Source organism: Demequina subtropica, assembly GCF_000971235.1.
Taxonomy (GTDB): domain Bacteria; phylum Actinomycetota; class Actinomycetes; order Actinomycetales; family Demequinaceae; genus Demequina; species Demequina subtropica.
Window position 1 is genome coordinate 81,592 of sequence record NZ_BBMB01000006.1, and the last position, 12,915, is coordinate 94,506.

Genomic DNA, 12,915 nt, shown 5'->3' on the forward strand with positions numbered 1-12,915 from the left:
GGGACCCTGGACCGCGACGGGACCCGTCAGCGGCGGTAGCCCGGGCCGACGAACACGAGCACGACGGCGACGAGCGCGAGCGCCAGCGCGACCCAGGCCGGAGCCACGTAGCCCCAGCCGAGCCCGATCACCACCGCACCCAGGCCCGTGCCGACCACGGTCGCCGCGTTGAGCGCCGAGTGCGACAGCGCCGCGCCGAGCGAGGGCGAGGTGTGCACCACGTCCATGAGGTGCGCCTGAGCCGACTGGGAGAAGATCTGGATGCACGCGCCGAGCAGCACGAGCGCGATCACCACAGGCCAGCCGAGCGTGCCCACCAGGCCGAGCGCGAGCAGCATCACCCCGACCCCGATGATCCCGACCCGCGCGGTGAGCAGGGTGGACCGATCCGTGAGGCTGCCGCCGATGAACGCGCCGGCCGTCATGCCGAGGCCGAAGATGCTGAGGATGACGGTGACGGCGCCCGTCGAGAACCCGTTGGTGTCCTCGAGCAGCGGCACCATGTACGACTGCACCGCGCCGAGCCCGGCGAACCCCACCGTGACCGTGAGGATCGCTGTCCACAGCACGCGCCCGCGCAGCGCGGCGATCTCGCCGCGGAAGCCCGATCCGCGGGTCCCCGGGACCGACGGCACGAAGGCCCACATGAGCGCGAGCCCCACCAGCCCCACCGCGGTGACCACCGCGTAGGAGGCGCGCCATCCCGCCTGCACGGAGAGCCACTGCAGGCCGGGGACGCCCACGACCGCCGCCGCCGTGAGCCCGTACATGAGCGTCGCGATCGCCTTGCCACGGCGCTCCGGCCCGAGCGCGAGCGCGCCCACGTACGTCGCGCTCCCCAGCAGCGCGCCGTGCGGGAGCCCGTTGAGGAAGCGGATCACCAGGAGGGACTCGACCGTCGGGGCCACCGCGGTGAGCGCCGCGGTCGTGACGAACGCCACGGACATCGTGAGCAGCAGCGTGCGGCGGTCCCACGCGGCGAGCCCGACCATGATGAGCGGCGCGCCCACCACGACGCCGAGCGCGTACGCGACGATGGTCCAGCCGATCATGTCGACCGTGGTGTCGAGCGCGCTCACCTGATCCTGGATCACGCCCGCCGCACCCTGCTGCGACAGGCCGATCCCGAAGGCGGCGATCACGAATCCTGCAAGCACCAGGCCTGGGTGGGCCGCGTGGGCGGTGGGCGGCATGAGCCAGCGTGGGATGCCCGACCGCGACGTCGGGGGAAGGTTGGTCATCAGGAGCCTTGCGTGACGAGCCACACCGCGGACGCGGTGGCGGGCGGGACGACGATGCCGGTCGCCTCATCGGTCTCCACCTGGATCCCGCCGGACGGATCGGGGCCATGCACCCGGATCGAGGCGTCCACGGTCAATCCTAGGGACGCCAGGTCCCGGAGCACGGCAGGATCTGCGTCGGACAGCCGCGCCACGCTCCACGCGCCCGGCGCCGCGAGGGCGAGGTTGGTCCCGTCGACCGCGACGATGCGCCCGCTCGCGGTCGGGATCGGGTCGCCGTGCGGGTCGCGCGTCGGATGGCCCAGCAGAGAGTCGATCGCGTCGATCATGCGCGACGAGCACGCGTGCTCGAGCACCTCGGCCTCGTCGTGGACCTCGTCCCACCCGTACCCGAGGTGCGTCACCAGGAACGTCTCGATGAGCCGATGCCGGCGCACCATGTCGAGCGCGCGGCGCTCCCCCTCGACTGTCAGCGTGATCGCGCCGTACGGCTCGTGGTCGAGCAGACCCGCCGCGACGAGCTTGCGGACGTTCTCGGACACCGTGGGAGCGGACACCCCGAGACGCTCCGCGAGCGCCTTGGTGGTGACGGGCGCGTCGGACCACTCGGTGGCGCTCCACACGATCTTGACGTAGTCCTGGGCGGTCGCGGTGAGCGGTGCGTCGGCCATCGCGTCAGTCCTCCCGGCGCTGGCGGAGCGCGATCGTGAGCGCGAGCGCCGCGGCGGCGACCACGCCGATGATGACGTACACCGCGGGGTTGGGCCCGACCTCCTCGTACACGGTCACGTGCGGGCTCGGGCTCGCGGTCACCACCGGGCCCGCGGCCGCCGACGGCTCCACGGTCGCCGACGGGCTCGGCTCCGCCGGGCCGGACGCCTCGACGGGCGCGTAGGTGAACGTCACCTCGCCCTCGATGGGGTGGCCGTCGGCCGACACGACGCGGAAGGCGAGGATGTTCTCCCCCGCCGCGAGCGCATCGTCCGGGACGGCGGCGGTCACCACCTCGGTCACCGGCGCGTCGATCTCGAGCGCGGTGCGCGTCCCGTCGGGGGCGACGATCGCGAGCTCGTTGCCGATGTCGAGCAGCTGCTCGGTGAACTCGAGCGAGACCTCGGACAGCTCCGTCACGGTCTCGCCCTCCGCGGGCGAGGACGAGACAAGCGCGGTGTGGGCCGAGGCGGGCGCCGCGACCACGACGGCCGCCAGGAGCGACACCGCGAGGGCGGCCAGGAGCGCGGGGATCGTGCGAGGCATGCCCCGATCCTCCCACGAAGCCCTGGGAGCCTTCATGCAACCGTCATCGGACCGTCATGCGACATCAAGCCCGACGCAACCGTCGGTTCGCCTGGGCACCGAACACTGACGCGTGTGAAGGTCGCGCTGGTCGCAGAGTCGTTCCTGCCGCACACGAACGGCGTCACGCACTCGCTGCTGCGGGTGCTCGATCACCTCGCCGCCCGCGGCGACGAGGCGGTCGTCATCGCCCCCGAGGCCCCCGGGGCTCCGGACACGGTCGCGGGGGCGCGCATCGTCCATGTCCCCGCGGTCGGCTGGCCGGGCTACCGCGACGTGCGCGTCGCGCTGTCGAGCGTGCGCCGGCTCACCCGCCTCCTCGCGGAGCTCGGGCCCGACGTGGTGCATCTCGCATCGCCGTTCATGCTCGGCTGGGCCGCGGTGCGTGCCGCGGCGGACCTCGGGCTGCCGACCGTCGCGATCTACCAGACCGACGTGCCCTCCTACGCGGCCGCCTACGGGATGCCGTGGGGCGAGCCGCTGCTGTGGACCCGGGTGCGCCACATCCACAGCGCCGCCGACATCACGCTCGCCCCCTCGACCGCGGCGATGGGCCAGCTCGAGGCGCTGGGAGTCGAGCGCCTCGGGCTGTGGCCGCGAGGCGTCGACACGGCACGGTTCGATCCCGCGCACCGGGACGATGCGCTGCGCGCGCGGTGGGCGCCGCACGGCGAGGTCGTCGTCGGGTACGTGGGCCGGCTCGCGCCGGAGAAGCGCGTGGGCGACCTCGCGAGGATCGCGCGCATGCCGGGAGCGAGGCTCGTGGTGATCGGCGAGGGCCCCGAGGGCGCGCGGCTGCGGCGCGCGATGCCGCGCGCCGAGTTCGCGGGCTTCCTGGGCGGCGGAGAGCTCGCACGCGCCGTCGCGAGCCTCGACGTCATGGTCCACCCGGGCGAGCTCGAGACCTTCGGGCAGTCGGTGCAGGAGGCGCTCGCCTCCGGCGTACCCGTGGTCGCGCCCCGCCGCGGCGGCCCCATCGACCTCATCGACCACGGCGCGAACGGCTTCCTCTACGAGCCCGGCCGCCTCGACCACCTCGAGGACGCCGTCGCCGAGCTGGTCGCGTACGAGGACCTCCGCGCGCTCCAGGGCGCCCATGCGCGGATCTCGGTCGAAGGCCGGACCTGGCCGCGCGTGTGCGAGGCTCTCACGCGCCACTACGAGGCGGCCATGGCGGCGCGGGCGGTGCGGCGATGAGGATCGCGCAGGTCGCCAACTTCTACGGGCCGCGCTCGGGCGGCCTGCGGACCGCGCTTCACGCCCTCGGCCGCGGCTACGTCGAGGCCGGGGACGACGTCCTGCTGGTGGTGCCGGGCGACGCCGACAGCATCGCGGACACCCCCCATGGCTGCGTCGTGACGCTCCACAGCCCCCTGCTGCCGCACAGCGGCGGCTACCGCGTCATCACCCGGCTCGGCGCCGTGATCGACACGCTCGCGGCCTTCGCCCCCGACGTGCTCGAGGTCTCCGACCGCACCACGCTCGCGCATCTCTCTCCGTGGGCGCGCGAGCGCGGGACCGCCACCGCCTTCCTCGCTCACGAACGCGTGAGCGGGGTCCTCGACACCGCGCTGCGAGGCCGCGCGCCGGGCGCCGCCGCGCGGCTCACCGAGGCGCACTCGCGCTGGATCGCGCGCAGGTTCGACACGCTCGTCGCCACCACCGCCTACGCGGGCGCGGAGCTCGCCGCGGTCGGCGCGCACGTCGAGACGGTGCCGCTCGGGGTCGACCTCGACCGCTTCCATCCGGGCCGCGCGAGCGCCACGACCCGCCGTCGCCACGCTCCCGACGACGTCCCGCTGCTGGTCATGGCCTCGCGGCTGTCCCGCGAGAAGCGCCCCGACCTCGCGATCGAGGCGGTGCGCGAGCTGGGGCGCCGCGGCCGACCGGTGCGCCTGGTGGTCGCGGGGAGCGGGCCGCTCGAGGGGCGCGTGCGACGCGCGGCCGCGAGCCTCCCGGTCGAGCCCCTGGGGTTCGTGGACGACCGTGACCGCTTCGCGTCGCTGCTCGCCTCCGCCGATGCCGTGCTCGCGCCGGGCCCGATCGAGACCTTCGGGCTCGCGGCGCTCGAGGCGCTCGCCTCGGGGACCCCGACCGTCGTGAACGCCGCCTCCGCGCTCCCCGAGGTGGTGGGTGACGCGGGGCTCGCCGCGCTGGGCACGCCGGCGGCGTTCGCGGACGCGGTCGAGACGATGCTCGCGCGCGACGGGCGGCAGCGGCGGCTCGACGCCCGCGCGCGGGCCGTGCGGTTCCCGTGGTCCGCCACGGTCGCCCGCATGCGCGAGGTCCACTCGCGGGCCCTGGCGGGGGCGCGATGACCGGCCCGCGCATCGTCGCGCTCGGGGACTCGATCACCCTCGGGGTCGGCGACGGCGTGCAGCGCGCGTGGGGCGAGGTCGGCTGGGCGGCGCACACCGCCGCAGCCCTCGGCGCCTCGTCCTTCCTCAACCTCGCGGCGAACGGCGTGCGCGCCCAGGAGATGCTCGAGCGTCAGGTGCCGCGCGCGCTCGCCGCACGCCCCGACGTCGTGCTGCTCACGGTCGGCGGCAACGACGTGCTGCGTGGGGACTTCTCGCCGGTCGAGGTCGAGCGGGCGCTCCGCGGCGCGATCGATCGGCTCGCGAGACCCGGGCGACGCATCGTCACGGTGTCGCTCGATCGCATCGGACTCTTCGACCTGGCGCCGCGTCGCGTCGCCGAGGCCATGGCACGGCGCGTCGGCGAGGCGAACGCCGCGATCGCGCGGGCCGTCGCGCTCACGGACGTCGAGGTGATCGACGGCGCGACCCTGCTCGCCTCGCTCGGCCGGCGCGCATGGCACATCGACCGGATCCACCCGTCTCCGCTCGGCCACCGCGCCCTCGCCGGAGAGGCCGCCGCGCTTCTCGCCGGCGACTGGCGCCCCTGCGGCGCGGTCCCGGCCCCGCCTGAGCCGCCGAGCCGCGCCGCGGTGGCCGCGTGGCTCGCGGTCAACGGGGTGCCGTGGGCGGTCAAGCGCAGCCGGGACCTCATCCCCCAGGTGACGATGGTGGTCGCGCGCGAGCTGCGCGACGAGCGGCGCGCGGCGCGGCGTCCCGCGGACGCGTGACGCGTGCACGCACGACGAAGGGGCGGGACCCCGCGGCCCCGCCCCTCCTGCGTCCGGTCGGCTAGACCAGCCAGCTCTTCTCTCCCACGAGCCCGCGCCACCAGCGCCCGAGGCCGATGGTCTGGTGCTCGAGCTCGACCCACACGATCGCGAAGATCGCCAGGATGTAGATGATGTGCTCGTCGAAGATCGGGTTGGTCGACACGGGCATCTGCGTCATGTACATGAACAGCAGCATGAGCCCGCCCGCGAAGGCGGCGACCTTGGTGCCCATGCCGAGCATGAGCGCGAGGCCCACGCCCAGCAGGCCGAGCATGAACGGCCAGTCGGTCCAGCGCTGCCCGCCGAGGTCCACGAAGAAGTCGTGGAACGGGCTGTTGACGTTGCCCGCGTAGACCAGGTAGCCCTCCGTGATGGGCGCGCCGTTGAGCCACGACTTGTCGCAGAACGCGTCGATGGTGAAAGTCCCATCCTCCGCCGTCGTCCGGCACGTCGAGAAGCCGAGGCCCAGGAACTTGTCCAGGAACGCCCAGAGGAAGTAGAAGCCGAGCGAGATGCGGGTCACGCTCAGCATGGCCCAGCCGAAGCCGCTCCTGGTGGTCGAGCTGCTCGTCGTGGTTGTGGGTTCGGTGCTGTCCATCACTGCCTCCCGGATGAGATGCGAATGCGGTTCGTATCGACGGACTCCCTTGTCCGCTCCGACCACGCTACTCCGGATTGCACCATTCCTGCTGGAATGCAACGAAAACGGGGTCCCGCGCGCCGGCGCGGGACCCCGTGAGAACGGCCGTGGCGGTCAGACCAGCCACGCGTTCTGCTTGACGAGGGGAAGGCTCCTCCACCACTTCCCGAGCCCGATGGGCTGGTGCTCGAGCTCGACCCACACGATGGCGAGGATGGCCAGGATGTAGATGATGTGCTCGTCGAGGATCGGGTTGGTCGACGGCAGCATCTGGGTCATGTACATGAACAGCAGCATGAGGCTGCCGGAGATCGCGCCGATCTTGGTGCCGATGCCGAGCATGAGCGCGAGGCCCACGCCCAGGAGGCCGATCATGAACGGCCAGTCGGTCCAGCGCTGACCGCCGAGGTCCACGAAGAAGTCGTGGAACGGGCTGTTGACGTTGCCCGCGTAGACCAGGTAGCCCTCGGTGATCGCGTGGCCGTTGATCCACGCGCTGTCGCAGAACGCGTCGATGGTGTAGGTCCCATCCTCCGCGACGGTGCGGCAGGTCTGGAAGCCGAGGCCCAGGAGCTTGTCCAGGAAGGCCCAGAGGAAGTAGAAGCCGAGCGCGATGCGGGTCACGCTCAGCATGCGCCAACCGAAGGCGCTGCGGGTGGTCGTGGAGGTCTCAGCGACCTGCGAGTTGACTGCCATTGTCATTCTCCTTCGACGCGAGCCCTGTGGGCTCTCGGCGCCGGGGTAGCGCCTGGTACGAACCTAGAAGCGTTGCTGACAGCCCGGTAGGGACCTGAGTCCCGATCGATGATGGGTCAACCACCTGCACCCGCGTGTCACGTCAGCTGGGCGCGCAGGTGCGCCTCGAGCACCGCGGCCATGTCGACCTCGGGATCGAGCAGCCACTGGACCTGGAGCCCGTCCATGAGCGCCACGAGCTGGCGCGGCGCGGCCTCCGGCTCCACGCCGGCGGCGAGCGCCCCGGCCTCCGCCAGGGCGCGGTAGGCCCGCTCGAGGTTGGCCACGAGCGCGGCGTAGCGTGCCTGGAAGTAGGCGCGCGCGGGATGGTCGGGGCTCGACGCCTCCGCCGACAAGGTGGCGTAGAGCTCGACCACGCCGCGCTGCGTCGCGTTGAGCCGCGCGGTGGCGACGAGGTGCTCGAGCATCGCACGCGGCCCGAGCGCCTCGAAGCCCTCGCCACCGTCCGCCTCGTCGCGGCGCGTGAGCACCGCCATGAGCAGGTCCGGCTTGCGCGGGAAGTGGTAGAGCAGCGCCGGATGGGTGAGCCCGCAGCGCGACGCGATCTCGCGCACCGAGGTGCCGCGGTACCCGCCCTCCGCGAAGGCCGCGAGCGCGGTGTCGAGGATCAGTGCGCGCGTCTCCGCTCCTCGGTCGGACAGCTCCCTGGTCGCCATGCGTCCCCTCCGCTTGCATCGTTTCGACAGTCCTTTTTACCATGTGGTAGAACTCTCGGGACAGCCCCGCCCGCAGCCGTGCGAAAGGAACCGCCGTGACCGCTCCCTACCTTGACCCGACGCTCGCCACCGCCGAGCGCGTCGCCGACCTGCTGGGCCGCATGACCCTGCCCGAGAAGGTCGGGCAGATGATCCAGATGCACACCTACGACGGCGTCCCGCATCTGATCGAGGAGATGCACGTCGGGTCGATCCTCCACGCCTCGCCCGAGCGCCTCGCGCTCGCGCACTCCCTCGTCGAGCAGACGCGCCTGCGCATCCCGCTGCTCATCGGCGAGGACTGCATCCACGGCCACTCGTTCTTCAAGGGCGCGGAGATCTACCCGACGCAGCTGGGCATGGCCGCGACCTTCGATCCCGACCTCCTGGAGCGCGTCGCACGCGCCACCGCGGTGGAGGTCGCGGCGACGGGCATCCACTGGACCTTCTCCCCCGTGCTGTGCATCGCGCGCGACCTCCGCTGGGGCCGCGTGTCCGAGACGTTCGGCGAGGACCCGTACCTGCTGGGCGAGCTGGGCGCCGCGATGGTCCGCGGCTACCAGGGCGACGGGCTGGGCGACCCCACCGCGATCCTCGCGACCGCCAAGCACTTCGCGGGCTACTCCGAGACCCAGGGCGGGCGCGACGCGTCCGAGGCCGACATCTCGCAGCGGAAGCTCCGCTCCTGGTACCTGCCGCCGTTCGAGCGCATGGCGCGGGCCGGCTGCGGCACCTTCATGCTCGGCTACCAGTCCACCGACGGCGTGCCGATCACCATCAACGAGTGGCTGCTGAAGGACGTCATGCGCGGCGAGTGGGGATACTCGGGCACGCTCATCACCGACTGGGACAACGTGGGCAACCTCGTGCGCGAGCAGCGGCTCTTCCCCGACTACGCGCAGGCCGCGGCGGCCGCGGTCAACGCGGGCAACGACATGATCATGACCACGCCGGCCTTCTTCCAGGGCGCTCAGGACGCCGTCGCGCAGGGGCTGCTCGAGGAGTCGCGCATCGACGAGGCGGTGTCGCGCATCCTCACCCTCAAGTTCGACCTGGGCCTGTTCGAGGACCCGCGCCTGCCCGACCCGGCGCTCCAGGCCGCCGTGGTCGCCCAGCCCGCGCATCGTGCCCTCAACCTCGAGGTCGCGCGCCGGTCGCTGGTGCTGCTCGAGAACGACGGCACGCTGCCGCTGCCGGCCGACCGACCGCTGCGCCTCGCGGTCGTGGGCCCCAACGCCGACGACGCGGACTGGATGCTCGGCGACTGGGCCGGCGCCTCCGGCCAGGCCGACTGGCTCATGGAGGGCCACCCGCGCGACATGATCACCACCGTGCTCGACGGGCTGCGCGCGCTCGCGCCGTCCGGCTCCGAGGTGACGCACGCCCGGGGCGCCGAGATCATCACCACCGGTCCGGACCCCAAGGGCGCGTTCTTCCCCGACGGCCAGCCGCGCCCCCTCATCGCCTTCCCGGTCGAGCCCGACCCGGAGATGATCGCGGAGGCCGTGGCCGCCGCCGAGGGCGCCGATGCGGTGGTCGCGGTGCTGGGCGACCGCATCGAGCTCGTCGGCGAGGGCAAGTCGACCGCGACGCTCGAGCTCCTCGGCGGACAGGTCGCGCTGCTCGACGCGCTCGTGGAGACCGGCACGCCGGTGATCCTCGTGGTGCTCGCGTCGAAGCCGCACGTGCTGCCGCGCTCGGCCGAGCGCGCCGCCGCCGTGATCTGGGCCGCGAACCCGGGCATGGCCGGCGGGACCGCGCTCGCCGAGCTCCTGCTCGGGCGCATCGAGCCCAGCGGCCGCCTGCCGATCTCGTGGCCGCGCCACGTGGGCCAGCAGCCCACGTTCTACAACCAGATCGACGCGCAGCACGGCTACCGCTACGCGGACCTCACGCAGGAGCCGCGCTGGGTCTTCGGCGACGGGCTCTCGTACTCGAGCGTCGAGTACTCCGGCCTGCGCCTCGCGGCGTCCTCGCTGGGCCTCGGCGACACCGTCGAGGCGACGGTCACGGTCACCAACACCGGCGACCGCCCGGTGCTCGAGACCGTCCAGGCGTACGTCCGCGACGTCACCACCTCCGCGACCTGGGCCGACCGCGAGCTCAAGGGCCTCACGCAGGTGACCCTCGAGCCCGGCGCATCGGTCGAGGCGACCGTGCGCATCCCCGTCGCGGACTGCAGCATCGTGAACGCGCGCGGCGAGCGCGTGGTCGAGCCGGGCGCGTTCCAGGTGCTCGTGGGTCCCACCTCGCGCCTGGCGGACCTGCTGGTCGCGGACCTCTCGGTAGCGTGAGGCCATGACCGTCCCCACGGGAGCGCCCCCCGTCGCACGGCACCTGCGCCGCGCACGCCTCGGCGTCTCGCTGATCTTCTTCACCAACGGCATCGTGCTGGGCGGGTTCGCGCCGCGCGTGCCGGAGATCAGGGCGGGGCTGGGCATCTCGTACGGGACGCTCGGGGTCGCGATGGCGATGTGGTCCGTGGGCGCGCTCGCGCTCGGGCTGCTCGCCGCCGCGATGATCCGCCGGTTCGGGTCGGGACGGGTCGCGACGGTCACGATGATGGTGAGCGCCGCCGCGATGCTCGCCGCGGGGCTCGCGCCAGGGGTGTGGATGTTCGCCATCGCCCTGTTCGTCGTCGGCGTGACCGATGCGTGGGTCGACGTCGCGCAGAACGCGCACGGCCTCGAGGTCCAGCGGCTCTACAAGCGCTCGATCCTCAACTCCTTCCACGCGCTGTGGTCCATCGGCGCGGTGACGGGCGGCCTCATCGGCGGCGCGTGCGCCGCGCTCGGCATCGGCGTCCCGTGGCAGTTCGCGGCGACGCTCGCCATCGTGATCGCGGCGAACCTCGCGGCGTCCCCGCTGCTGCTGCGGAAGGACGCACCCACCGAGTCCGAGGTCGACCACGCCGCCGGCGAGGCCGCGGTGCCGCAGCACACGCCGCTCCGCAGGATCCCGCTGCGCACCTGGGGCACCCTGCTCGCCCTCACCGTGATCGCGATCGGCGGCGGCTGGGCCGAGGACGCCGCGTCCACGTGGTCCGCGTCCTACATGTCGGACGAGCTGCTCGCAGGCGCCGGGCTCGCCGCCTTCGCGTTCGTCGCGATGCAGGGATGCCAGTTCATCGGGCGCCTCCTGGGCGACGGCATGGTCGACCGCTGGGGTCAGCGCGCCGTGGCCCGGTGGGGCGGCGCGCTCGTCGCGGTCGGCATGGGGCTCGCGCTCGCGTTCCCGTCGCCGTGGGGCACCATCCTGGGCTTCGGCGCGGCCGGCTTCGGCGTCGCGACGCTCATCCCGGGCGCGATGCACGCCGCCGACGAGCTCCCGGGCCTCCGTCCCGGCACCGGCCTCACCATCCTGTCGTGGCTCCTGCGCCTCGCCTTCCTCCTGTCCCCGCCCGTGGTCGGCTGGATCGCGGACCAGACCTCGCTGCGCGCCGGCCTCACGCTGGTGCCGGTGTTCGGCGCGCTCATCGTCCTGCTCGCGGGATCGATGGCCACCCGCAAGGAGCCCGCCCCCGCGAACTGATCCGACCCCCGAACCCGGGTCGGGACGCTCAGCCCTCCTCATGGCGCTCCCACCGGGCCTCGCGGGACACTGAGTCCTCATGGACCACGTCAAGGCGAGCCCCGCCGCCCCGCCAGGCTTCTTCGAGGCCGAGGCGGCCGGGCTGCGCTGGCTCGCGGAGGCCGGCGGCGCCCGGATCGCCGCGGTGCGTGACGTGAGGCCGGGCCGCATCGTCCTCGAGCGGGTCGAGCGCGCGACCCCGACCCCGGCCGCCGCACGTGCCTTCGGTCGCGGCCTGGCCCGCACCCACGCGGCGGGGGCGCCGGCCTTCGGCGCGGGGCCCGAAGGCTGGGACGGTCCGCTGTTCATCGGCAGCCGCGAGATGCCGGCCACCACCCACCCACGTTGGGGCGCCTTCTACGCCGAGGCGCGCGTGCGCCCCTTCCTGGACCCCGCGCTCGCCGCCGGCTTCCTGCGCGAGGAGGAGGCCCGCATCGTGCACCAGGCCTGCGACCTCATCGCGAGCGGCCCCTTCGACGACGGCGCCCGGCCTGCCCGGATCCACGGCGACCTGTGGGCCGGCAACGTCCTCTTCTCCCCCGCCGGCGTGGTGCTGATCGACCCCGCCGCGCACGGCGGCCACGCCGAGACCGACCTCGCGATGCTCGCGCTCTTCGGGCTGCCGTTCCTGGACGATGCGCTGGCGGGCTACCAGGACGCGGCGCCTCTCGCGCCGGGCTGGCGGGCGCGGCTCCCGCTGCACCAGCTCCACCCGCTCGCCGTCCATGCCGCGGGGCACGGGCGCGGCTACGGGGTCGCGCTAGCCGAGGCCGCAGCGGCTGTGATGCGGCTCGCCTAGAGCTCCACCGTCTCCCCTGGCGCCACGTGCTCCACATCGACCGGCACCAGCGGGCCGGCGCTGAGGAACCTCGTCGCGGAGGCGATCCCGATCTCCGAGAGCATCGCGTCGTGGATCTGGACCGCCCGCGCGGGCGCGACCGCGCGCACGAAGTCGGCGGCCTCGCCGAGCTTGGCCCACGGCCCGCTGACGGGAACCAGCAGGACCTCGACCTCCACCCCCGGCGCCTCGTACGAGTCGCCCGGATGGAAGACCCGCCCGCCCACCAGGTACCCGACGTTGACGAAGCGCGGCAGGTCCGGATGGATGACGGCGTGCAGGCCGCCGTTGACCGCCACCGACAGCCCTCCGGCCTCGAACGCGTCGCCCGGCGCGACCACCGTCACCTGCCCCGGGAAGCGCTCGACCCACTCGCCGACCACCGCCGCAGGCCCCCACACGCGCAGCGCCGGCCGCGCCTCGAGGTCGGCGAGGATCGCCTCGGCGTGGACGTGGTCGGGGTGCTCGTGCGTGAGGAGCACCGCGGACGTGGCAGCCAGGAGCGCCGCGGCGTCGGGAGCGTAGACGCCCGGATCGATCAGCAGGTGACCCTCGTCGGTGGAGATCGCGACGCAGGCATGGGCGTGCTTGGTGACGAGCATGGCCCCATCACAGCACAGCGCGAGCGGAGGTGAGCGTCCCGCGTGAAGGGGTTTCGGAGGATCGCGGAGTGCTGAGCGTCCCGACTCCAGGGGCGGCGGGAATGAAACACCGGCGCGCGCGTTAGTTACATGCGTACGCATATAATC

13 protein-coding genes are annotated in these 12,915 nt (G+C 73.3%); 6 read left to right on the plus strand and 7 right to left on the minus strand.

The window, feature by feature from the left end; translation table 11 throughout:
• Positions 1-26: 26 nt before the first annotated feature.
• The 3 genes from AOM06_RS06375 to AOM06_RS06385 are packed head-to-tail and all read right to left on the minus strand — an operon-like array spanning position 27 to position 2,498.
• Positions 27-1,241 (minus strand): MFS transporter, encoded by a 1,215-nt coding sequence (locus AOM06_RS06375; RefSeq protein WP_062303918.1) that lies wholly within the window; start codon positions 1,239-1,241, stop codon positions 27-29.
• Complete coding sequence (locus AOM06_RS06380) at positions 1,241-1,912, minus strand: metal-dependent transcriptional regulator (protein WP_062303919.1); 672 nt, start codon at positions 1,910-1,912, stop codon at positions 1,241-1,243. The genes AOM06_RS06375 and AOM06_RS06380 overlap by 1 nt, the downstream gene beginning before the upstream one ends.
• A gap of 4 nt (positions 1,913-1,916) precedes the next feature.
• Positions 1,917-2,498: a copper resistance CopC family protein gene (locus AOM06_RS06385; RefSeq protein ID WP_062303920.1), complete on the minus strand. Its 582-nt coding sequence runs from the start codon at positions 2,496-2,498 to the stop codon at positions 1,917-1,919.
• A 114-nt stretch (positions 2,499-2,612) separates the two neighbouring features.
• On the opposite strand from AOM06_RS06385, the gene AOM06_RS06390 reads away from it, so the two are divergent.
• From AOM06_RS06390 to AOM06_RS06400, 3 genes are read left to right on the plus strand one after another with little or no spacing between them, the layout of a single operon-like run.
• Positions 2,613-3,734 (plus strand): glycosyltransferase family 4 protein, encoded by a 1,122-nt coding sequence (locus tag AOM06_RS06390; protein WP_062303921.1) that lies wholly within the window; start codon positions 2,613-2,615, stop codon positions 3,732-3,734.
• Positions 3,731-4,855: a glycosyltransferase gene (locus AOM06_RS06395; RefSeq protein ID WP_062303922.1), complete on the plus strand. Its 1,125-nt coding sequence runs from the start codon at positions 3,731-3,733 to the stop codon at positions 4,853-4,855. Before AOM06_RS06390 ends, AOM06_RS06395 begins: the two co-directional genes overlap by 4 nt.
• Positions 4,852-5,625, plus strand: coding sequence for an SGNH/GDSL hydrolase family protein (locus AOM06_RS06400; RefSeq protein ID WP_062303923.1), 774 nt, complete (start codon positions 4,852-4,854; stop codon positions 5,623-5,625). The genes AOM06_RS06395 and AOM06_RS06400 overlap by 4 nt, the downstream gene beginning before the upstream one ends.
• Before the next feature lie 61 nt (positions 5,626-5,686).
• Here the strand turns inward: AOM06_RS06400 and AOM06_RS06405 are convergent, their stop codons facing one another.
• The 3 genes from AOM06_RS06405 to AOM06_RS06415 form a co-directional block, all read right to left on the minus strand.
• Complete coding sequence (locus AOM06_RS06405) at positions 5,687-6,265, minus strand: hypothetical protein (RefSeq protein ID WP_082105364.1); 579 nt, start codon at positions 6,263-6,265, stop codon at positions 5,687-5,689.
• Positions 6,266-6,421: 156 nt separating this feature from the next.
• On the minus strand, positions 6,422-7,003 hold the full coding sequence (locus AOM06_RS06410; protein ID WP_062303925.1) for a hypothetical protein: 582 nt from the start codon (positions 7,001-7,003) through the stop codon (positions 6,422-6,424).
• Positions 7,004-7,140: 137 nt separating this feature from the next.
• The gene (locus AOM06_RS06415; RefSeq protein WP_062303926.1) at positions 7,141-7,719 is read right to left on the minus strand and encodes a TetR/AcrR family transcriptional regulator; all 579 of its coding nucleotides are present in this window, start codon (positions 7,717-7,719) and stop codon (positions 7,141-7,143) included.
• A 95-nt stretch (positions 7,720-7,814) separates the two neighbouring features.
• Here AOM06_RS06415 and AOM06_RS06420 point away from each other — a divergent pair, with 95 nt between their 5' ends.
• The 3 genes from AOM06_RS06420 (at position 7,815) to AOM06_RS06430 (ending at position 12,127) form a co-directional block, all read left to right on the plus strand.
• Positions 7,815-10,052 (plus strand): exo-beta-d-1,3/1,6-glucosidase, encoded by a 2,238-nt coding sequence (locus AOM06_RS06420; RefSeq protein ID WP_062303927.1) that lies wholly within the window; start codon positions 7,815-7,817, stop codon positions 10,050-10,052.
• Positions 10,053-10,056: 4 nt separating this feature from the next.
• A complete protein-coding gene (locus tag AOM06_RS06425; protein WP_062303928.1) occupies positions 10,057-11,289 on the plus strand; it encodes an MFS transporter in 1,233 nt (410 codons plus the stop codon).
• A gap of 79 nt (positions 11,290-11,368) precedes the next feature.
• Positions 11,369-12,127 carry a fructosamine kinase family protein gene (locus AOM06_RS06430; protein ID WP_062303929.1) on the plus strand — a complete coding sequence of 253 codons (759 nt, stop codon included), beginning with the start codon at positions 11,369-11,371 and terminating at the stop codon, positions 12,125-12,127.
• On the opposite strand, the gene AOM06_RS06435 is transcribed toward AOM06_RS06430, so the two are convergent.
• Positions 12,124-12,768 (minus strand): MBL fold metallo-hydrolase, encoded by a 645-nt coding sequence (locus tag AOM06_RS06435; protein WP_062303930.1) that lies wholly within the window; start codon positions 12,766-12,768, stop codon positions 12,124-12,126. The two genes, AOM06_RS06430 and AOM06_RS06435, sit on opposite strands and share 4 nt — an antisense overlap.
• Positions 12,769-12,915 lie beyond the last annotated feature (147 nt).